General features: G+C 32.4%; 18 protein-coding genes. 17 read left to right on the plus strand and 1 reads right to left on the minus strand.

Annotated features, from left to right (window positions below; translation table 11 throughout):
* The first annotated feature begins 75 nt into the window (after positions 1 to 75).
* The 14 genes from ML436_03865 (at position 76) to ML436_03930 (ending at position 17,298) form a co-directional block, all read left to right on the plus strand.
* Positions 76 to 726 carry an HD domain-containing protein gene (locus ML436_03865; protein ID UMT78878.1) on the plus strand — a complete coding sequence of 217 codons (651 nt, stop codon included), beginning with the start codon at positions 76 to 78 and terminating at the stop codon, positions 724 to 726.
* Positions 723 to 959: a CsbA family protein gene (locus ML436_03870; protein ID UMT78879.1), complete on the plus strand. Its 237-nt coding sequence runs from the start codon at positions 723 to 725 to the stop codon at positions 957 to 959. The genes ML436_03865 and ML436_03870 overlap by 4 nt, the downstream gene beginning before the upstream one ends.
* 266 nt (positions 960 to 1,225) lie before the next feature.
* On the plus strand, positions 1,226 to 3,211 hold the full coding sequence (gene uvrB / locus ML436_03875) for an excinuclease ABC subunit UvrB (protein UMT78880.1): 1,986 nt from the start codon (positions 1,226 to 1,228) through the stop codon (positions 3,209 to 3,211).
* A 7-nt stretch (positions 3,212 to 3,218) separates the two neighbouring features.
* Positions 3,219 to 6,065, plus strand: coding sequence for an excinuclease ABC subunit UvrA (uvrA, locus tag ML436_03880; GenBank protein UMT78881.1), 2,847 nt, complete (start codon positions 3,219 to 3,221; stop codon positions 6,063 to 6,065).
* 374 nt (positions 6,066 to 6,439) lie between these two features.
* The gene (gene hprK / locus ML436_03885) at positions 6,440 to 7,372 is read left to right on the plus strand and encodes an HPr(Ser) kinase/phosphatase (GenBank protein UMT78882.1); all 933 of its coding nucleotides are present in this window, start codon (positions 6,440 to 6,442) and stop codon (positions 7,370 to 7,372) included.
* 5 nt (positions 7,373 to 7,377) lie between these two features.
* Positions 7,378 to 8,217, plus strand: coding sequence for a prolipoprotein diacylglyceryl transferase (gene lgt, locus ML436_03890; protein ID UMT78883.1), 840 nt, complete (start codon positions 7,378 to 7,380; stop codon positions 8,215 to 8,217).
* Positions 8,218 to 8,224: 7 nt separating this feature from the next.
* A complete protein-coding gene (locus ML436_03895; GenBank protein ID UMT78884.1) occupies positions 8,225 to 8,704 on the plus strand; it encodes an acyltransferase in 480 nt (159 codons plus the stop codon).
* Between the two features lie 14 nt (positions 8,705 to 8,718).
* Positions 8,719 to 10,158: a tetratricopeptide repeat protein gene (locus tag ML436_03900; protein ID UMT78885.1), complete on the plus strand. Its 1,440-nt coding sequence runs from the start codon at positions 8,719 to 8,721 to the stop codon at positions 10,156 to 10,158.
* Positions 10,159 to 10,224: 66 nt separating this feature from the next.
* Entirely contained in the window at positions 10,225 to 11,160 is a 936-nt protein-coding gene (gene trxB, locus ML436_03905) for a thioredoxin-disulfide reductase (protein UMT78886.1), read from the plus strand.
* Positions 11,161 to 11,452: 292 nt separating this feature from the next.
* The gene (gene rapZ / locus ML436_03910; protein UMT78887.1) at positions 11,453 to 12,364 is read left to right on the plus strand and encodes an RNase adapter RapZ; all 912 of its coding nucleotides are present in this window, start codon (positions 11,453 to 11,455) and stop codon (positions 12,362 to 12,364) included.
* Entirely contained in the window at positions 12,361 to 13,356 is a 996-nt protein-coding gene (locus tag ML436_03915) for a YvcK family protein (protein ID UMT78888.1), read from the plus strand. Before rapZ ends, ML436_03915 begins: the two co-directional genes overlap by 4 nt.
* A 111-nt stretch (positions 13,357 to 13,467) precedes the next feature.
* A complete protein-coding gene (gene whiA / locus ML436_03920) occupies positions 13,468 to 14,412 on the plus strand; it encodes a DNA-binding protein WhiA (protein ID UMT78889.1) in 945 nt (314 codons plus the stop codon).
* 485 nt (positions 14,413 to 14,897) lie between these two features.
* Positions 14,898 to 15,485, plus strand: coding sequence for an ATP-dependent Clp endopeptidase proteolytic subunit ClpP (clpP, locus tag ML436_03925; GenBank protein UMT78890.1), 588 nt, complete (start codon positions 14,898 to 14,900; stop codon positions 15,483 to 15,485).
* 178 nt (positions 15,486 to 15,663) lie between these two features.
* A complete protein-coding gene (locus ML436_03930) occupies positions 15,664 to 17,298 on the plus strand; it encodes an NAD-dependent malic enzyme (GenBank protein ID UMT78891.1) in 1,635 nt (544 codons plus the stop codon).
* A gap of 196 nt (positions 17,299 to 17,494) precedes the next feature.
* On the opposite strand, the gene ML436_03935 is transcribed toward ML436_03930, so the two are convergent.
* A complete protein-coding gene (locus ML436_03935; GenBank protein ID UMT78892.1) occupies positions 17,495 to 18,397 on the minus strand; it encodes a TIGR01777 family oxidoreductase in 903 nt (300 codons plus the stop codon).
* Positions 18,398 to 19,119: 722 nt separating this feature from the next.
* On the opposite strand from ML436_03935, the gene ML436_03940 reads away from it, so the two are divergent.
* The 3 genes from ML436_03940 to gap all read left to right on the plus strand — a co-directional run bounded on the left by ML436_03940 (position 19,120) and on the right by gap (position 22,273).
* Positions 19,120 to 19,743: a DUF4887 domain-containing protein gene (locus tag ML436_03940; GenBank protein ID UMT78893.1), complete on the plus strand. Its 624-nt coding sequence runs from the start codon at positions 19,120 to 19,122 to the stop codon at positions 19,741 to 19,743.
* A gap of 453 nt (positions 19,744 to 20,196) precedes the next feature.
* Complete coding sequence (locus tag ML436_03945; GenBank protein UMT78894.1) at positions 20,197 to 21,210, plus strand: sugar-binding transcriptional regulator; 1,014 nt, start codon at positions 20,197 to 20,199, stop codon at positions 21,208 to 21,210.
* A gap of 52 nt (positions 21,211 to 21,262) precedes the next feature.
* Entirely contained in the window at positions 21,263 to 22,273 is a 1,011-nt protein-coding gene (gap, locus tag ML436_03950) for a type I glyceraldehyde-3-phosphate dehydrogenase (GenBank protein ID UMT78895.1), read from the plus strand.
* Positions 22,274 to 22,341 lie beyond the last annotated feature (68 nt).

A 22,341-nucleotide genomic window follows, 5' to 3' on the forward strand; every position in this document is an offset into this window, starting at 1 on the left:
TTTAAATGATATTTAATTGAATGATATGTAAAAAGAAAGTATAATTTATGATTAAATAATAAGGAGGTAATTGAAATGGGTGTACATCAATATTTTAAAAGATTATCAGACATGGAAAGACTTATAAGATTACCTGGAAAATTTAAATATTTTGAACATAACGTTGCGGCACACTCCTTTAAAGTAACTAAAATTGCTCAGTATTTAGCGACTGTAGAAGAATATCATGGAAAAGAAATAAATTGGAAAAGTTTATATGAAAAAGCATTAAATCATGATTTTGCGGAAGTGTTTACTGGTGATATTAAAACGCCAGTGAAATACGCAAGCAGTGAATTGAAAAAACTATTTTCACAAGTTGAAGAAGAAATGGTAGAAACATTTATAGAGGAAGAAATTCCATTGCCATATAGAGAAGTTTATAAACTACGATTGCAAGAAGGTAAGGATGATTCTTTAGAAGGACAAATACTTTCAGTTGCAGATAAAATCGATTTATTATACGAAACATTCGGAGAGATTCAAAAACGCAATCCTGAAGAATTATTTTTTGAAATTTATGCAATGAGCTTAGAAACAATTATTCAATTCGATCATTTAGCTTCTGTACAAGATTTCATCAATAATATCATTCCGGAAATGTTAACTGAAAACTTCATTCCTAAAACAGAATTAAGAGAAACTACCATGAACATTTTAAACAAAAGAAAAGAGGAAAATGAATGATATGGTATATTAGCGCTGCATTCTTTCCATGTGTCTTAGTAGTGTTATTTAGTGTATTAACAAGAAGTAAATGGGTTGGTACAACACTAACATTGATATTAATAGGAGCTTCCATATATAAGGAATACTTTCATAATGAGTGGATTATCTTTATTGATGTAGTATCACTATTGGCAGGTTATCTTATAATAGATCAGCTTGAGTTTCATAAGCATCAAGATGGAGACAGCTAATTTTAACCTAAGTAAAAGGGTAAAACAAATTAATTGAAACAATAAGATGAATGATATAAAGTGTATATGCACACAAAATATAACTAGATAAATGAATTGATTAAATGCAAGCATAGTTAGAACAACTATGTTTGTTTTTCTTTGCATTAAAATATTACGAACAAATGTTTGCTTTTTTAGCATTTGTTTTGATAAAATATGATGTAAGAACGAGCAAATTTGAACGGGTATATAAATAACACGATAAATAGGAGGCGTATGCAACAATGGTTGAACATTATCCTTTTAAAATACATTCTGAATTTGAGCCTCAAGGTGACCAACCACAAGCAATTAAAGAAATTGTACAAGGTATTCAAGAAGGTAAGAGGCATCAGACACTATTAGGTGCTACTGGTACTGGTAAAACATTTACTATGAGTAATGTAATTAAAGAAGTTGGTAAACCGACTTTAATCATCGCACATAATAAAACATTAGCAGGTCAATTATATAGTGAATTCAAAGAATTTTTCCCAGAAAACAGAGTAGAATACTTCGTGAGCTATTATGATTATTATCAACCTGAAGCATATGTTCCATCTACAGATACATTCATTGAAAAAGATGCATCCATAAATGATGAAATAGATCAATTACGTCACTCAGCTACAAGTGCATTGTTTGAGCGTGATGATGTAATAATTATTGCAAGTGTAAGTTGTATATATGGTTTAGGTAATCCTGAAGAATATAAAGATTTAGTAGTAAGTGTCCGTGTTGGTATGGAAATGGATAGAAGTGAGTTACTTAGAAAACTTGTAGATGTTCAATATACACGTAACGATATCGACTTCCAACGTGGTACTTTTCGAGTTCGTGGTGATGTTGTAGAAATATTCCCAGCTTCAAAAGAAGAGTTGTGCATTAGGGTTGAATTTTTTGGAGATGAAATAGATCGAATAAGAGAAGTTAACTATTTAACAGGGGAAGTTTTAAAGGAACGAGAGCATTTTGCGATCTTCCCAGCGTCTCACTTCGTAACGCGTGAAGAAAAAATGAAAGTTGCAATAGAACGTATTGAAAAAGAATTAGAAGAACGATTAAAGGAATTGCGTGATGAAAATAAATTATTAGAAGCACAGCGCCTAGAGCAAAGAACTAATTATGATTTAGAAATGATGAGAGAAATGGGATTCTGTTCAGGAATTGAAAATTATTCCGTACATTTAACATTACGTCCACTAGGTTCAACACCTTATACATTATTAGATTATTTTGGGGATGACTGGTTAGTAATGATTGACGAATCACATGTGACATTACCTCAAGTTAGAGGTATGTATAATGGAGACAGAGCACGTAAACAAGTACTTGTAGACCATGGTTTCAGGTTGCCTAGTGCTTTGGACAATAGACCACTTAAATTTGAAGAATTTGAAGAAAAGACGAAACAGTTAGTATATGTTTCGGCAACACCAGGACCTTATGAAATAGAACATACAGATAAAATGGTTGAACAAATTATTCGTCCAACAGGTTTACTAGATCCTAAAATTGAAGTTAGACCTACTGAAAATCAAATCGATGACTTAATAAGTGAAATACAAGCAAGAGTTGAACGAAATGAAAGAGTTTTAGTAACAACGCTTACTAAAAAAATGAGTGAAGATTTGACAACATATATGAAAGAGGCAGGTATTAAAGTTAACTACTTGCATTCGGAAATTAAGACATTAGAGCGAATTGAAATAATTAGAGATTTACGTATGGGTACGTATGATGTCATTGTAGGTATTAATTTATTGAGAGAGGGTATTGATATACCAGAGGTCTCTTTAGTTGTGATTTTAGATGCAGATAAAGAAGGCTTTTTGCGTTCAAATAGATCATTAATTCAAACAATTGGTAGAGCTGCACGTAATGAAAAAGGTGAAGTCATAATGTATGCTGATAAAATGACGGATTCGATGAAATATGCAATTGATGAAACGCAACGTCGTCGTGATATTCAAATGAAGCATAATGAAAAACATGGCATTACGCCTAAAACCATCAATAAAAAGATTCATGATTTAATTAGTGCAACTGTTGAAAATGATGAAAATAATGATAAAGAACAAACTGTAATACCTAAGAAAATGACAAAAAAAGAACGACAAAAAACTATCGAAAATATAGAAAAAGAAATGAAACAAGCAGCGAAGGATTTAGATTTCGAGAGAGCTACAGAATTAAGAGATATGTTATTTGAATTAAAAGCAGAAGGGTGACAAGTAAATGAAAGAACCATCTATAGTAGTAAAAGGTGCTCGTGCGCATAACTTGAAAGACATTGATATTGAATTACCCAAAAATAAATTAATAGTAATGACTGGTTTGTCAGGGTCAGGTAAATCTTCATTAGCATTTGATACAATCTATGCTGAAGGTCAACGTCGTTACGTTGAATCATTAAGTGCCTATGCGCGTCAATTTTTAGGTCAAATGGATAAACCTGATGTTGATACGATTGAAGGATTATCACCAGCAATTTCAATAGATCAAAAAACAACGAGTAAGAACCCAAGATCTACTGTAGCTACGGTAACAGAAATATATGATTATATTCGTCTGTTATATGCACGTGTAGGTAAGCCATATTGTCCAAATCACAATATAGAAATTGAATCTCAAACGGTACAACAAATGGTTGACCGTATAATGGATTTACATACACGTACAAAGATTCAATTATTAGCACCTGTCATCTCTCATCGTAAAGGTAGTCATGAAAAGCTAATAGAAGATATCGGCAAAAAAGGATATGTACGTCTAAGAATTGACGGAGATATTGTTGATGTAAATGAAGTGCCAGCATTAGATAAAAATAAAAATCACACAATTGAGGTTGTTGTCGATCGTTTAGTTGTAAAAGAGGGCATTGAAACACGACTGGCTGACTCTATTGAAACAGCACTTGAACTTGCTGAAGGTCAATTAACTGTTGATGTTATCGATGGTGAAGACTTAAAATTTTCCGAAAACCATGCATGCCCAATTTGTGGCTTTTCAATAGGAGAATTAGAACCAAGAATGTTTAGTTTTAATAGCCCATTTGGTGCATGTCCGACCTGTGATGGTTTAGGCCAAAAGTTAACAGTAGATGTTGATTTAGTGGTACCAGATAAAGATAAAACATTAAATGAAGGTGCCATTGAACCATGGATACCTACAAGTTCTGATTTTTATCCAACTTTATTAAAGCGTGTTTGTGAAGTATATAAAATTAATATGGATAAGCCATTTAAAAAGTTAACAGAGCGACAACGTGATATTTTATTATATGGTTCAGGTGAAAAAGAAATAGAGTTTACGTTTACTCAACGTCAAGGTGGGACTAGAAAAAGAACGATGGTATTTGAAGGCGTTGTTCCAAATATTAGTCGTCGATTCCATGAATCTCCATCAGAATATACACGTGAAATGATGAGTAAATATATGACAGAATTACCATGTGAAACTTGTCACGGGCAACGATTAAGTCGGGAGGCTTTATCGGTGTATGTAGGTGGATTAAACATTGGAGAAGTTGTTGAGTATTCAATTAGTCAAGCATTAAACTATTATGAAAACATTAATTTGTCAGAACAAGATCAAGCGATTGCTAATCAAATACTAAAAGAAATTATTTCTCGATTAACATTTTTAAATAATGTAGGATTGGAATATTTAACGTTAAATAGATCTTCTGGAACGTTATCGGGTGGTGAAGCACAACGTATTCGATTGGCAACACAAATAGGATCCCGATTAACAGGTGTATTATATGTATTGGATGAACCTTCAATTGGTCTTCATCAGAGAGATAATGATCGATTAATAAATACTCTCAAAGAAATGAGAGATTTAGGAAATACTTTAATCGTAGTAGAACATGACGATGATACGATGAGGGCAGCTGATTATTTGGTTGATATTGGCCCTGGTGCCGGTGAACATGGTGGTCAAATTGTTTCTAGTGGTACGCCTCAGAAAGTAATGAAAGATAAAAAGTCTTTAACAGGTCAATATTTAAGTGGGAAAAAACGAATTGAAGTTCCAGAATACCGTAGACCTGCTTCAGATCGTAAAATTTCGATTCGTGGTGCAAGAAGTAATAATCTTAAAGGTGTGGATGTAGACATACCATTATCAATCATGACAGTAGTAACTGGTGTATCAGGATCTGGTAAAAGTTCTTTAGTGAATGAAGTATTATACAAATCATTAGCACAAAAAATTAATAAATCAAAAGTTAAACCGGGATTATACGACAAAATTGAAGGTATTGATCAATTAGATAAAATTATCGATATTGACCAATCTCCAATCGGTAGAACGCCACGTTCTAATCCGGCAACGTATACAGGTGTATTTGATGATATACGCGATGTATTTGCGCAAACGAATGAAGCTAAAATTCGTGGTTATCAAAAAGGACGTTTTAGTTTTAACGTAAAAGGTGGGCGTTGTGAAGCTTGTAAAGGCGACGGTATTATTAAAATTGAAATGCATTTTCTACCTGACGTATATGTGCCATGTGAAGTATGTGATGGTAAACGATACAACCGCGAAACGTTAGAAGTAACATATAAGGGTAAAAATATCGCAGACATTTTGGAAATGACTGTGGAAGAAGCAACGCAATTTTTTGAAAATATACCTAAGATTAATCGTAAGCTTCAAACGCTTGTGGATGTTGGACTAGGCTATGTAACGTTAGGTCAACAAGCTACAACATTATCTGGTGGTGAAGCACAGCGTGTAAAACTTGCTTCAGAATTGCATAAACGTTCTACTGGACGATCAATTTACATTTTAGATGAACCAACGACTGGATTACATGTTGATGACATTAGTAGGTTATTAAAGGTATTGAATCGATTAGTTGAAAATGGTGATACTGTAGTTATAATTGAGCATAATTTAGATGTGATTAAAACTGCTGATTATATTATTGATTTAGGACCTGAAGGTGGAAATGGTGGCGGTACGATTGTAGCAACAGGTACGCCAGAGGATATTGCACAAACAGAAGCATCATATACAGGTAAATATTTAAAAGAAGTACTTGAACGAGATAAACAATATACTGAAAATAAATAATAATAAAAGAAGTGGAAGATGTTATTTGGAGATCTTTCACTTCTTTTTATATTGTGATATACGAACATCATTATTTAAGATTGTTGAAATGAAGTATGTTAATATAGGGTCAAAAATAGACTAGCTAACTATAAATAAGTAATGAATTTGTTATTAATATTCAATATAACAGAAGGCAATGCTTCTAATTTCTTAGTCATTTTATGATGCAATGAATTTAAGAATAAATGAATGGTATTAATAGTGACTTGCAAAACATTAATAATAATGAACAATTAATATTTATTTTAGCTTTTCAATGTAGATTGTTGTCATATTTTTGATATGATAATAGGAGATGTAAGAGAAGGGATAAATATAATTGAGGTGAACCCATGTTAACGACAGAAAAACTAGTTGAAACGTTAAAGTTAGATTTAATCGCTGGTGAAGAAGGTTTGTCAAAGCCAATTAAAAATGCAGATATATCAAGACCAGGCTTAGAAATGGCAGGCTATTTTTCACATTATGCTTCAGATAGAATACAACTATTAGGAACTACCGAATTATCATTTTATAATTTATTGCCGGATAAAGACCGAGCAGGACGTATGCGTAAACTTTGTAGACCGGAAACACCGGCAATTATTGTCACTCGTGGTTTGCAACCGCCAGAAGAACTTGTAGAAGCTGCAAAAGAATTAAATACACCTTTAATAATTGCTAAAGATGCGACAACAAGTTTAATGAGTCGTTTAACAACATTTTTAGAGCATGCATTAGCGAAAACAACATCTTTACATGGTGTTTTAGTAGATGTATATGGTGTGGGAGTTTTAATTACTGGTGATTCTGGAATTGGTAAAAGTGAGACTGCATTAGAATTAGTGAAACGCGGTCACAGATTAGTTGCCGATGACAATGTAGAAATCCGTCAAATTAATAAAGATGAATTAATCGGGAAACCACCAAAGTTAATCGAACATTTATTAGAAATCCGTGGGTTAGGTATTATTAATGTTATGACTTTATTTGGTGCGGGCTCTATTTTAACGGAGAAGCGAATTAGATTAAATATTAATTTGGAAAACTGGAATAAACAAAAGTTATATGATCGCGTAGGATTGAATGAGGAAACATTAAGTATTCTAGATACTGAAATTACGAAGAAAACAATTCCAGTTAGACCTGGTAGAAACGTAGCAGTTATTATCGAAGTTGCAGCAATGAATTATCGATTAAATATTATGGGTATTAATACTGCAGAAGAATTTAGCGAACGTTTGAATGAAGAAATTATCAAGAACAGTCATAAGAGTGAGGAGTAGGTTGAATGAATGTTGTATTTAACTATATAGATCCTGTGGCGTTCAACTTAGGACCACTTAGTGTACGATGGTATGGCATTATTATTGCTATTGGTATATTACTTGGCTACTTTGTTGCACAAAGAGCACTTGTTAAAGCAGGATTACATAAAGATACATTAGTAGATATCATTTTTTACAGTGCTTTATTTGGATTTATTGTCGCACGAATATATTTTGTCATTTTCCAATGGCCATATTACGCGGAAAATCCTGGTGAAATTATTAAAATTTGGCATGGTGGTATAGCAATTCATGGCGGCTTAATTGGTGGCTTTATTGCTGGTGTCATTGTATGTAAAATTAAAAATTTAAATCCATTCCAAATAGGTGACATTGTTGCACCGAGCATAATTTTAGCGCAAGGTATTGGACGTTGGGGTAATTTTATGAATCATGAGGCACATGGCGGTCCTGTATCACGTGCATTTTTAGAACAATTACATTTGCCCAATTTTATAATTGAAAATATGTATATTAATGGTCAATATTACCATCCAACATTTTTATATGAATCGATTTGGGATGTGGCTGGATTTATCATCCTAGTAAATATTCGAAAACATTTAAAACTAGGTGAGACATTCTTTTTATATCTAACATGGTATTCAATTGGAAGATTCTTTATTGAAGGTTTACGTACTGATAGTTTGATGTTAACTAGTAATATAAGAATTGCACAAGTTGTATCAATCATTTTAATCTTGGTAAGTATTAGCTTGATTGTGTACAGAAGAGTAAAATATAATCCGCCTATTTATAGTAGTGTAGGACCACTTACATGGCCTACAAAAAAAGTGAAGTAGTGATATTTTGAGAAAATTTTTGTCTAAAACGTATCATCATGTAAATCCTTTGTGGCATGTTTATCGACTTGTTAAATTTCCGAAGGTATTGAAAAATACAATCATTATAGAAATTGCAAAATTTATTCCAAGTATGTCATTAAAAAGGTATGTGTATCATCGTTTTTTAAATATGAAGATCGGTAAACAAACGTCAATAGCATATAAAGTAATGATGGATATATTTTACCCAGAATTAATTACAATTGGCAGTAATAGTGTAATCGGATATAATGTAACGATATTAACGCATGAAGCCTTAGTTGAAGAGTTTAGATATGGCCCTGTATTTATTGGATCAAATACTTTAATAGGTGCAAATTCAACAATTTTACCTGGAGTAAAGATTGGAAATCACGTTAAAATTGCAGCGGGTACAGTAGTATCAAAGGATGTACCAGATAACGTAATGGCATATGGCAACCCTATGTATATAAAAAATGATTAGGAGGTGACAATTGCATGACGCAACGGAACAATAAAGTAATTTCGATGACTTTTGATGATGCTTTTTATCGAAAAATGGCTAGTCAAAAATTTAAGCAAAGAGAATATAAACGAGCTGCTGAATATTTTGAAAAAGTGTTAGAATTGTCACCTGATGATCTGGAAATTCAAATTGATTATGCACAGTGTCTTGTGCAACTTGGTATTGCTAAAAAAGCAGAACATTTATTTTACGACAATATTATTTATAATAGGCATTTAGAAGATAGCTATTATGAATTGAGTCAGCTTAACATTGAACTTAATGAACCAAACAAGGCATTCTTGTTTGGTATTAATTATGTATTTGTTAGCGATGATCAAGAATACAGAGATGAATTAGAGCAAATGTTTGATGTGAAGTATGAAAATGAGGAGCAAATTGAGCTTGAAGCCCAATTATTTGCAGTACAAATATTGTTCCAATATCTTTTTTCGCAAGGGCGTTTGAAGGATGCCAAAAATTATGTTCTACATCAACCACAACAAGTTCAAGATCATCGTGTCGTTCGCAATTTATTGGCGATGTGTTATTTATATCTTGGCGAATATGACACAGCAAAAACACTATATGAAGCACTTTTAAATGAAGATAGTACTGATATTTATGCTTTATGTCATTACACACTGTTGCTTTATAATACTAAAGAAAATGAACAATACCAAAAATACTTAAAGATACTAAACAAAGTTGCTCCGATGAATGATGATGAAAGTTTTAAATTAGGAATTGTATTAAGTTATTTAAAGCAGTATCGTGCATCACAACAGTTGCTGTATCCGTTATATAAAAAGGGCAAATTTTTATCCATACAAATGTTTAACGCGTTAGCATACAATTATTATTATTTAGGTGATAAAGAAGAAAGTCATTATTTTTGGGAACGATTGACGCAAATTTCTAAAGTAGAAGTTGGACATGCACCTTGGGTAATTGAACATAGTAAAGAGGTATTTGAACATAAAATATTACCGATGTTAGTAAGTGATGATAGCCACTATCGTTTGTACGGGATTTTCTTATTAAACGAATTAAATGGTCGAGAAATTGTCATGACCGAAAGTATTTGGCAGGTACTGGAAAATCTTAATAACTATGAAAAGTTATATTTGACGTATTTAGTTCAAGGTTTAACATTAAATAAATTGGATTTTATACATCGTGGTTTAATCTTACTTTATCATAATGAGTTATTTTCAAATAATAATGATTTGATGGTTGCATGGATTAATCAAGCCGAGCTGATTATTGCAGAAAAAGTAGATTTAACTGATGTAGAGCCATATATTGGTGCGTTTCTATATTTATATTTTAAAAATGAACCGCAAAATATAACTAAAAAGCAAATCGCAACATGGCTAGATATAACACAATATAAACTGAATAAAATGATAGAATTTCTCTTGAGCATATAGATTTATGAAAAGTTAGATTTATTATATAATGCGCATAATGATTAATAATGAGGAGGCGTTGTTAAAATGACTGAAGTAGATTTTGACATAGCAATTATCGGTGCAGGTCCAGCTGGTATGACAGCAGCAGTGTACGCATCACGTGCAAATTTAAAAACAGTTATGATTGAAAGAGGTATTCCAGGTGGTCAAATGGCCAATACAGAAGAAGTGGAAAACTTCCCTGGCTTTGAAATGATTACAGGTCCAGATTTATCTACAAAAATGTTTGAACATGCTAAAAAGTTTGGTGCGGTTTATCAATATGGTGATATTAAATCTGTAGAAGACAAAGGTGACTACAAAGTCATTAATTTTGGTAATAAAGAATTAACCGCTAAAGCAGTCATTATTGCTACAGGTGCAGAATATAAAAAAATCGGTGTACCAGGTGAGCAAGAACTTGGAGGACGTGGTGTAAGTTATTGTGCAGTATGTGATGGTGCATTCTTTAAAAACAAACGCTTATTCGTTATTGGTGGTGGTGACTCAGCAGTTGAGGAAGGTACATTCCTTACTAAATTTGCTGATAAAGTTACAATTGTACACCGTCGTGATGAGTTACGTGCACAACGTATTTTACAAGATAGAGCCTTCAAAAACGATAAAATAGATTTTATTTGGAGCCATACACTTAAATCAATTAATGAAAAAGATGGTAAAGTTGGATCAGTTACTTTAGTATCTACAAAAGATGGCTCAGAAGAAACACATGACGCAGATGGTATATTCATTTATATTGGTATGAAACCATTAACAACACCATTCAAAGACTTAGGTATTACAAACGATGTAGGCTATATTGTTACAAAAGACGATATGACAACATCTGTACCAGGTATATTTGCAGCAGGAGATGTTCGTGATAAAGGTTTACGTCAAATTGTTACTGCAACTGGTGACGGAAGTATTGCAGCGCAAAGTGCAGCTGAATATATTGAACATTTAAATGATCAAGCATAAGGATTTAATTTAATTAGAAAGTGATATTGTGTTTTAGTTACACAAATATTTTATCGAAAACTAGAACTTTGTACGTATTAAATATGCGTTTCAATGAGTTCTAGTTTTTTTCTATGTTATATTAAAGTTATAACTTAACATGTGGATAAGCTTAACAATCCACAACTTGTAAATGATGTATATTTTTTAAAAATTAATCTATGTATAGTTAAAATAAAAACATATCTTTGCTTAAATTTCTCATAGACAATTAAAATTAACATCAAGAAATACGTTTTGGCGGTGAATAATTATGGATAACAATGAAAAAGAAAAAAGTAAAAGTGAATTATTAGTTGTAACAGGTCTATCTGGAGCAGGGAAATCGTTAGTCATACAAAGTTTAGAGGATATGGGGTACTTTTGTGTAGATAACTTACCACCAGTATTATTACCTAAATTTGTAGAATTAATGGAACAAGGCAATCCTTCATTAAGAAAAGTTGCAATTGCAATTGATTTAAGAGGTAAGGAATTGTTCAATTCACTTGTTGCAGTAGTTGATAGAATCAAAAGTGAAAGTGACGTTATTGTAGATGTCATGTTTTTAGAAGCAAATACTGAAAAATTAATTTCAAGATATAAAGAAACACGTCGTGCGCATCCGTTAATGGAACAAGGTAAACGATCATTAATCGATGCTATAAATGACGAAAGGGAGCATTTATCACAAATTAGAAGTATTGCTAACTTTGTTATAGATACGACAAAATTATCTCCTAAAGAATTAAAAGAGCGTATTCGTCGATATTATGAAGACGAAGAGTTTGAAACATTCACAATTAATGTTACGAGTTTTGGCTTTAAACATGGAATACAAATGGATGCTGATTTAGTGTTTGATGTTAGATTTTTACCAAATCCATATTATGTTGTAGATTTAAGACCATTAACAGGATTAGATGAAGACGTATATAATTATGTGATGAAATGGAAAGAAACAGAGATTTTCTTTGAAAAATTAACTGATTTGTTAGATTTTATGATACCTGGGTATAAAAAAGAAGGAAAATCTCAGTTAGTAATTGCCATTGGTTGTACGGGTGGACAGCACCGATCAGTAGCATTAGCTGAACGACTTGGTAATTATTTAAATGAAGTATTCGAATATAATGTTTATGTGCATCATAGAGACGCACATATTGAAAGTGGCGAGAAAAAATGAGACAAATCAAAGTTGTACTTATAGGTGGTGGCACTGGCTTATCGGTCATGGCTAGGGGATTGAGGGAATTCCCAATTGATATTACAGCAATTGTAACGGTTGCTGATAATGGCGGAAGTACAGGTAAAATTAGGGACGAAATGGATATACCAGCACCAGGAGACATCAGGAATGTAATCGCAGCTTTAAGTGATTCTGAGTCCGTACTAAGCCAACTTTTCCAGTATCGTTTTGAAGAAAACCAAATTAGCGGGCATTCATTAGGTAATCTTTTAATTGCTGGCATGACAAATATTACGAATGATTTTGGTCATGCGATTAAAGCGCTAAGTAAAATTTTGAATATAAAAGGTAGAGTTATACCTTCAACTAATACAAGTGTACAATTAAATGCTGTCATGGAGGATGGCGAAATTGTATATGGTGAAACGAATATTCCAAAAAAACATAAAAAAATAGAACGTGTATTTTTAGAACCTAGTGACGTGCAACCTATGGAAGAAGCAATAGATGCTTTAAGAGAAGCAGATTTAATCGTTTTAGGGCCAGGATCTTTATATACAAGTGTGATTTCTAACCTGTGTGTCAATGGTATATCAGATGCGTTAATTCATTCTGATGCACCTAAACTATATGTTTCAAATGTCATGACACAACCTGGAGAAACTGATGGTTATAGTGTCAAAGACCATATTGATGCCATTCATAGACAAGCTGGACAACCATTTATTGATTATGTCATATGTAGCACGCAAACATTTAATAATCAAGTGTTGAAAAAATATGATGAAAAACATTCTGAACCAGTAGTAGTAGATAAACTAGAACTTGAAAATCAAAATATTAATGTGAAAACTTCTTCAAATTTAGTTGAAATTTCAGATGATCATTTAGTAAGGCATAATACTAAAGTTTTATCGACAATGATTTATGACATAGCTTTAGAATTAATAAGTACTATTCCTTTCGTGCCACGTGATAAACGTAAATAATATTGAACGTGTACATATTATGATATGATAATAGGGCTGTGTTTATTAAATGAACAATGACGATGGTTTGTATAAGAATCATGTTATAAATTAGAAAGGAATGACTGTACGATGAGCTTTGCATCAGAAATGAAAAATGAATTAACGAGAATAGACGTCGATGAAATGAATGCAAAAGCAGAGCTCAGTGCATTAATTCGAATGAATGGTGCGCTTAGTCTTTCAAATCAACAATTTGTCATCAATGTACAAACTGAAAACGCTACGACAGCAAGACGAATTTATTCTTTAATCAAACGAGTCTTCAATGTTGAAGTTGAAATTTTAGTTCGTAAAAAGATGAAACTTAAAAAGAATAACATTTATATTTGTCGTACAAAAATGAAAGCGAAAGAGATTCTTGATGAGTTAGGCATTTTAAAAAATGGCGTTTTTACGCATGAAATTGATCAATCAATGATACAAGATGATGAAATGAGACGTAGCTATTTGCGCGGGGCTTTTTTAGCGGGTGGCTCAGTTAATAACCCTGAAACTTCATCATATCATTTGGAAATTTATTCCCAAAATGAAAGTCACGCTGAAGGTTTAACGAAACTAATGAATAGTTATGAACTAAATGCAAAACATTTAGAGCGAAAAAAGGGTAGTATAACGTATTTAAAAGAAGCTGAAAAAATTTCGGACTTCCTTAGTTTAATTGGAGGCTATCAAGCCTTACTAAAATTTGAAGATGTGCGTATTGTTAGAGATATGCGTAATTCTGTTAACCGACTTGTTAATTGCGAAACGGCAAATTTAAATAAAACGGTTAGTGCGGCTATGAAGCAAGTTGAAAGTATTCAATTAATTGATAAAGAAATCGGCATTGAAAATTTGCCAGACAGACTTAGAGAGATTGCTAGGCTTAGAGTTGAACATCAAGAGATATCATTGAAAGAACTTGGAGAAATGGTGTCTACGGGGCCGATTTCAAAGTCTGGCGTGAATCACAGACTAAGAAAATTAAACGATTTAGCTGATAAAATTAGAAATGGCGATCAAATAGAATTATAAGTAAAATAGGTATTTTTGGTAGCAAACTATCAAAAATACCTTTTGATGTTTTTAAACACTTAATGAATATGGAGAAAATTAAATAATCAAACGTTGCTAAATTTTGTATACTTATGTTGAGTTCCTGAAAAGTCCCTGTGTGACTCGCAAAACCCAAATCTAAAGAAAAAGAATCCCGACAATGCAGGATTCTTTGTATTGAAAAGTATTGTATTTTATTAAAATGCCTCCTTGAAGGGAATTGAACCCCTATCTTAAGAACCGGAATCTTACGTGTTATCCATTACACTACAAGGAGTAAAAATGATAATCATATTTCTGTACTATAAGAAGCAAAATAAGTACAATCTAAAATAGATAATATCAGTTTACAAAGGAAAGATAAAAGCGTCAAACAAAGTGTTAATTTAAAATCAAAGTGTTTGACCAAATTTGACTTAATATGTAAAATAATGAGTAACAGTTATTACAAGGAGGAAATATAGATGAATTTAATTCCTACAGTTATTGAAACAACAAATCGCGGTGAACGTGCATATGATATATACTCACGTTTATTAAAAGACCGTATCATTATGTTAGGTTCACAAATTGATGACAACGTAGCAAATTCAATCGTATCACAGTTATTATTTTTACAAGCACAAGATTCAGAGAAAGATATTTATTTATACATTAATTCACCGGGTGGAAGTGTAACAGCTGGTTTTGCAATTTATGATACAATCCAACACATTAAACCAGATGTACAAACAATTTGTATTGGTATGGCTGCATCTATGGGTTCATTCTTATTAGCAGCAGGTGCAAAAGGTAAACGTTTTGCATTACCAAATGCTGAAGTAATGATTCACCAACCATTAGGTGGAGCACAAGGGCAAGCAACTGAAATCGAAATTGCTGCAAATCATATTTTAAAAACACGTGAAAAATTAAACCGCATTTTATCAGAACGTACTGGTCAAAGTATTGAAAAAATTCAAAAAGACACAGATCGTGATAACTTCTTAACTGCAGAAGAAGCTAAAGAATATGGCTTAATTGATGAAGTTATGATACCAGAAACAAAATAATTAATTACTAGAAGTAGGCTGAATGGCCTACTTTTTATTTTTCATTATTAAATCTCGATAAATTGAGCTTAATCTATTGACTGATTTTGAAAAAACATGGGTAAAACATATAAATATATGTTCAATAAAGTTGAGCACATATTTTCACAATCTAAAATAAAGACAAAAGGGTGATTTCATGAAAGGCATTGAATTATTAAATAATCCATTTTTAAACAAAGGAACTGCTTTTACTAATGAAGAAAGAAAACAATTAGGTTTAGAAGGTTTGCTTCCGGCTAATGTACGTACATTAGAAGAACAAACTGAACAATGCTATGAGCAATTTAAAGCAAAACAAACTGATTTTGAGAAACGATTGTTTTTAATGGCAATTTTCAATCGTAATCGTACATTGTTTTATAAACTAACATCTGAGCATTTAGTTGAATTTATGCCAATTATTTATGATCCTGTTATAGCACAATCAATTGAACAATATAATGAAAATTTCAGTAGACCTCAAGATGCAGCATTTTTATCAGTAGATCGACCAAACAATATTGAACAAGAATTAAAAAACGTGGCAAATGGTAGAGATATTCGTTTAATCGTTGTGACAGATGCTGAAGGTATTTTAGGTATCGGAGATTGGGGTGTTGATGGTGTAGACATCGCAATTGGAAAATTAATGGTCTATACCGCGGCAGCAGGGATTAATCCATCTCAAGTTTTGCCAGTTTCTTTAGATGTCGGTACAAATAACGAAAAATTACTAAATGATGAACTTTATTTAGGTAATCGTCATAAACGTGTAGACGATGAAACGTATTATGATTTTGTAGATAAATTTGTAAGTGCAGTACGTAAGGAATATCCAAATGCATTATTACATTGGGAAGATTTTGGAAGAGGTCATGCTAAAAATATATTAGATAAATATGAGAATGTGCTACCAACATTTAATGATGACATTCAAGGAACAGGAATTGTTGTATTAGCTGGTGTATTAGGTGCATTAAACATTACTAAGAAAGACTTTACGAAACAGAAGTTTTTAGTTTATGGTGGCGGCACAGCTGGTATGGGTATTACTAATATTTTAAAAAATGAAATGATTAAACAAGGTGCCACAGAAGCGGAAGCACATCAACGTTTCTATATTATGGATAAGCAAGGCTTATTATTTGATGATATGAATGACTTAACTGATGCACAAAAAGATTTCGCTAAAAATAGAGATAAATTTTCAAACTCAGTAAATTGGAAAGATTTACATGAAGTAGTCGAACAGGTTGAACCAACAGTATTAATCGGTACATCAACACAAGCAGGTGCGTTTACAGAAGACGTAGTTAAAGCAATGTTGAAATATGAGGAACGTCCAATGATTTTCCCTTTATCTAACCCAACAAAACTAGCAGAAGCAACGGCACAAGATTTGTTGAAATGGACAAACGGTAAAGCATTAATTGGAACAGGAATTCCTTATAAAGACATTGATTATAATGGGGTAAGTTATAGCATCGGTCAAGCTAATAATGCATTAATGTATCCTGGTTTGGGGTTAGGTCTTATTGCTTCTAAAGCGACAAAAGTAAATCAACGCATTCTTTCAGAAGCGAGTCATGCTCTTGGAGGAATGGTTAATCCAGAAGAACCTGGAGCTGCTGTATTGCCTCCAGTTGAAAAAATACATCAATGTTCTCATGCTATCGCAAAAGCTGTTGCTCAAAGTGTCGTTGATCAAGGATTAAATGCAGAACCAATCAATGATATTGAAGAGGCCATTGAAAAAGTAATTTGGGAACCAAAATATCAGTCATATATTTAAAATTAAAAGGTCAGTTGAACGTTTTTTACGGTTCAATTGACCTTTATCACATTAATGAAAATAACATATAGATGTACACTCGAAATTACTTCAATTTCTAATACATTCAAACTAAAAAGTCTAGGAAGTTATTAAATAATCTCCTAGACTTAATTTTTTAGTATGAATAAGATTGACGGTCAGCTGACATTTCTAGCTATTCATTAATTAAATTTTCAAGTGCTATTTTTAAATTATTATATTTAAATTTGAATCCTAACGCTTGTATTTTATTTGGTAGGACTTTTTGAGTGTCTAAAACAACCGTTGACATCTGGCCGAGAATTAAACGCATTGCAAGAGTAGGTGCCCATGTTTCATGAGGTTTATGCATAGCTCTAGCCAATGTATAGCCAAATAAATTCTGTCTTTCAGGAATAGGTGCAGTTAAGTTAAAAGGTCCAAATGCTGCGTCATTATTGATTAAAAATAAAATAGCTTCAATTAGATCATCAATATGAATCCAAGAATACCATTGTCTACCATTGCCTAATTTACCACCTACGTAATATTCATAAGGTAATTTCATAGTTTGAAGAGCGCCACCGTCATTTGACAATATGATGCCAAAGCGTCCTATAACAACGCGTGTGCCTAGTTGCTCAAATTGTTTTGCAAAACGTTCCCATTGATACACAATATCGGATAAGAAATCAAAGGGTAACGTTTTATAAACTTCAGTGTAACTCATAAATAAATCAGGTGGATAGTAACCTGTGGCACTCGCATTAAATAATACCTTAGGTCCTTTGTTTCGTGATTTAAATAATTCGAATAGTGCTTGTGTAGATTGAATTCGACTTAACATTAAAGTTTGTTTATATTCAGGCGTCCATCGTTTATTCAAAGTTGCCCCTGCAAGATTTATAACGACATCAATATTTTGAGGCACTTTATTTTCCCAACTAGACTTGGCCCAGTTTACATATGATATTTTGGAGTCGTTAGAGATTTGGTCGTGTCGCGTAAGAAGTGTAATATGAGAATCTGTTTTCTTTATTGCATCAACTAAGTGAGAACCCACCATACCAGTTCCGCCAGTAATTAAGTATTGCTTCATTATCCTTCACCCCATGTAATTTAAAATAAGTCAGTATTTGATAATAATTATTGTTGTTCAAAGGTTATACATTATTTAGACAATAATATGTCAATAACTTTTTTTGAATTGTATTTTAATAAAAATCATATAAGTTATAATAAAGGTGTACCTTCGATAACGAATAAACATCTCTTAAAAGTATGTGTAAAACGCTGCATGATACAAACGAAGGTAAAAATTTGACTCCCTTTAGTAGTGGACCCGTGCGAGTAACGTGCGGGTCATTTTTTTATATAATACATATTCCCATTATACATTAAGTTAAAGCAATTCATTGGATTAAAAATTTTAAAATTTAACAATATCAAATAAGTGGATACATTTTAATATTTAAAAACCTTGTTTTAAGTATTGAAAGTACTAACGTGGCGTTGAATAATTTTTGATGACCGCTATTGAATGATTAAATGTTTATTTTTTTAGAAATAGGCTAAATATGTTTCATTCAGTTATTAAATGTTAAGATATATAAGACTACTATTTCTTTGTATAATTGAATTCAATTTGCAGTTATGAAAATAGTAAAAAAGTATTTTTTGACTATGGCACAACGAAACGCTGAAAGGTAATAGTTTATATTATTTGGAACTTTATCAAAATAAATAGGCAAATTAATTGCAAACGTAGCAGTAAGTGAGTAATATTTTTTATATTTAAAATAGTTTGAAGTGAGGGAGAGTATGTCGAATCGAAATTACGACTACAATAATAGTGAAGATGGCAATAAGAAGAAAATGAGCACTACAGCAAAAGTAGTAAGTATCGTAACGGTATTATTATTACTTGGAGGTTTAGTATTTGCTATATTTGCATTTGTAGATCATTCAAATAAAGCAAAAGAACGTATGTTAAATGAACAAAAGCAAGAACAAAAAGAAAAGCGTCAAAAAGAAAATGCAGAAAAAGAGAAGAAGAAAAAAGAGCAAGAGGAAAGAGAACAAAATGAATTAGATTCACAACCAAATCAATATCAGCAAGTACCCCAACAAAATCAATATCAAAATGTGCAGCCTCAGCAGCAAGCGCCAACGAAACAAAACCCAGCTAAAGAAGAAAAAGACGACGATAAAGAATCAAAAGATGATTCTAATGATGATAAAGATAAATCAACTCAAGATAAAGCAGACGATAACAAAAATAAGACGGATGATAATAAACAACAAACACAACCAAAACCACAGCAACCAACAACAAATCCAAATAAAAACAATCAATCGAACCAACAATCCAAGCCACAATCATCAACACAACAAAATAATCAATCATCAGCAAATAAACAAAATAATGCTAATGACAAACAGTAAATTTTACAATATAGCTTTGTAATTAACCAATATGATGGACAGCTAATTAAATTTAGTTGCCTTGAATATTGGTTTTTTTATTTTTTAACTGAGGAAGAGAACCAAACATTAATAGCGTGATTGTCATTAGCAATAATTAGGCGATAAAGTATAATATACCGGAATGCTTATATAAGTAGCATGATATTAAATGATTAATAGAACTATTTAAGGGTATACAATTCATTACAGTGGATAAACTAAGATGTATTTTTACTCACTATAGAATTTTATATTGCAAACGCTTTATCAAATTATTTAGAAAATTTAAGTTTTATGCTTGCAATTTTCGAAATAGAATAGTACTATTGCAAGTGTAAAGAGGTTAATTTTTGTCCCAGGTGGGACTTAAAAAGGCAACCACTGGTTGTAATTGATCCTTATTTACATTAAAACTATAAGGAGGAGGTAGTAGTGAAAGACTTATTGCAAGTACAGCAAAAGCTTATACCAGATCTTATAGATAAAATGTATAAACGTTTTTCTATTCTTACTACTATCTCGAAAAATCAGCCTGTCGGACGTCGAAGTTTAAGCGAACATTTGGATATGACTGAGCGTGTGCTGCGATCTGAAACTGATATGCTTAAGAAACAAGATTTGATAAAAGTAAAGCCTACTGGCATGGAAATTACAGCAGAAGGTGAACAGCTTATTTCACAATTGAAAGGTTACTTTGATATTTATGCAGATGATAATCGTTTATCTGAAGGTATTAAAGAGAAATTTCAAATTAAAGAAGTACATGTTGTTCCTGGAGATGCTGATAACAACCAAGCTGTTAAAACAGAATTAGGTAGGCAAGCTGGACAATTACTTGAAGGCATATTACAAGAAGATGCAATTGTTGCAGTAACAGGTGGATCTACAATGGCTTGTGTAAGTGAAGCAATACATTTATTACCATATAATGTGTTCTTTGTTCCAGCTAGAGGTGGATTAGGTGAAAATGTTGTTTTTCAAGCAAACACCATTGCAGCAAGTATGGCACAACAAGCTGGAGGTTATTATACGACGATGTATGTACCTGACAACGTCAGTGAAACAACATATAACACGTTGCTATTAGAGCCATCAGTCATAAACACTCTAGACAAAATTAAACAAGCAAACGTTATTATACACGGCATTGGTGATGCGCTGAAGATGGCGCATCGACGACAATCACCTGAAAAGGTCATTGATCAACTTCAACATCATCAAGCTGTCGGAGAGGCATTTGGTTATTATTTTGATACACAAGGTCAAATAGTTCATAAAGTTAAAACTATCGGACTTCAATTAGAAGACCTTGAATCAAAAGACTTTATTTTTGCAGTTGCAGGTGGCAAATCGAAAGGCGAAGCAATTAAAGCTTACTTAACAATTGCCCCAAAGAATACAGTGTTAATCACTGATGAAGCAGCAGCGAAAATAATACTTGAATAAGAGATAAAAAGTTTAATACTTTTTAAATATCATTTTAAAGGAGGCCATTATAATGGCAGTAAAAGTAGCAATTAATGGTTTTGGTAGAATTGGTCGTTTAGCATTCAGAAGAATTCAAGAAGTAGAAGGTCTTGAAGTTGTAGCAGTAAACGACTTAACAGATGACGATATGTTAGCGCATTTATTAAAATATGACACTATGCAAGGTCGTTTCACAGGTGAAGTTGAGGTAGTTGATGGTGGTTTCCGCGTAAATGGTAAAGAAGTTAAATCATTCAGTGAACCAGATGCAAGCAAATTACCTTGGAAAGACTTAAACATCGATGTAGTATTAGAATGTACTGGTTTCTACACTGATAAAGATAAAGCACAAGCTCATATCGAAGCAGGAGCTAAAAAAGTATTAATCTCAGCACCAGCTACTGGTGACTTAAAAACAATCGTATTCAACACTAACCACCAAGAGTTAGATGGTTCTGAAACAGTTGTTTCAGGTGCTTCATGTACTACAAACTCATTAGCACCAGTTGCTAAAGTTTTAAACGATGACTTTGGTTTAGTTGAAGGTTTAATGACTACAATCCACGCTTACACAGGTGATCAAAATACACAAGACGCACCTCACAGAAAAGGTGACAAACGTCGTGCTCGTGCAGCAGCAGAAAACATCATCCCTAACTCAACAGGTGCTGCAAAAGCTATCGGTAAAGTAATTCCAGAAATCGATGGTAAATTAGATGGTGGTGCACAACGTGTTCCTGTAGCTACAGGTTCATTAACTGAATTAACAGTAGTATTAGAAAAACAAGACGTAACAGTTGACCAAGTTAACGAAGCAATGAAAAACGCTTCTAACGAATCATTCGGTTACACTGAAGACGAAATCGTTTCTTCAGACGTAGTTGGTATGACTTACGGTTCATTATTCGATGCTACACAAACTCGTGTAATGTCAGTAGGCGACCGTCAATTAGTTAAAGTTGCAGCTTGGTATGATAACGAAATGTCATATACTGCACAATTAGTTCGTACATTAGCATACTTAGCTGAACTTTCTAAATAATTTTAGTATAGTTTTTATTCAAATACGCTAGTGCTCAGAATTATTTGGCATTAAATAAAGCTTATGAG

It is taken from the genome of Staphylococcus roterodami (genome assembly GCA_022493055.1).
Taxonomy (GTDB): domain Bacteria; phylum Bacillota; class Bacilli; order Staphylococcales; family Staphylococcaceae; genus Staphylococcus; species Staphylococcus singaporensis.

Coding starts and splice junctions, on each gene's coding strand:
- ML436_03865 (UMT78878.1), top strand. CDS start 76: ATGGGTGTACATCAATATTTTAAAAGATTATCAGACATGGAAAGACTT.
- ML436_03870 (UMT78879.1), top strand. CDS start 723: ATGATATGGTATATTAGCGCTGCATTCTTTCCATGTGTCTTAGTAGTG.
- uvrB (UMT78880.1), top strand. CDS start 1,226: ATGGTTGAACATTATCCTTTTAAAATACATTCTGAATTTGAGCCTCAA.
- uvrA (UMT78881.1), top strand. CDS start 3,219: ATGAAAGAACCATCTATAGTAGTAAAAGGTGCTCGTGCGCATAACTTG.
- hprK (UMT78882.1), top strand. CDS start 6,440: ATGTTAACGACAGAAAAACTAGTTGAAACGTTAAAGTTAGATTTAATC.
- lgt (UMT78883.1), top strand. CDS start 7,378: ATGAATGTTGTATTTAACTATATAGATCCTGTGGCGTTCAACTTAGGA.
- ML436_03900 (UMT78885.1), top strand. CDS start 8,719: ATGACGCAACGGAACAATAAAGTAATTTCGATGACTTTTGATGATGCT.
- trxB (UMT78886.1), top strand. CDS start 10,225: ATGACTGAAGTAGATTTTGACATAGCAATTATCGGTGCAGGTCCAGCT.
- rapZ (UMT78887.1), top strand. CDS start 11,453: ATGGATAACAATGAAAAAGAAAAAAGTAAAAGTGAATTATTAGTTGTA.
- ML436_03915 (UMT78888.1), top strand. CDS start 12,361: ATGAGACAAATCAAAGTTGTACTTATAGGTGGTGGCACTGGCTTATCG.
- whiA (UMT78889.1), top strand. CDS start 13,468: ATGAGCTTTGCATCAGAAATGAAAAATGAATTAACGAGAATAGACGTC.
- clpP (UMT78890.1), top strand. CDS start 14,898: ATGAATTTAATTCCTACAGTTATTGAAACAACAAATCGCGGTGAACGT.
- ML436_03930 (UMT78891.1), top strand. CDS start 15,664: ATGAAAGGCATTGAATTATTAAATAATCCATTTTTAAACAAAGGAACT.
- ML436_03935 (UMT78892.1), bottom strand. CDS start 18,397: ATGAAGCAATACTTAATTACTGGCGGAACTGGTATGGTGGGTTCTCAC.
- ML436_03940 (UMT78893.1), top strand. CDS start 19,120: ATGTCGAATCGAAATTACGACTACAATAATAGTGAAGATGGCAATAAG.
- gap (UMT78895.1), top strand. CDS start 21,263: ATGGCAGTAAAAGTAGCAATTAATGGTTTTGGTAGAATTGGTCGTTTA.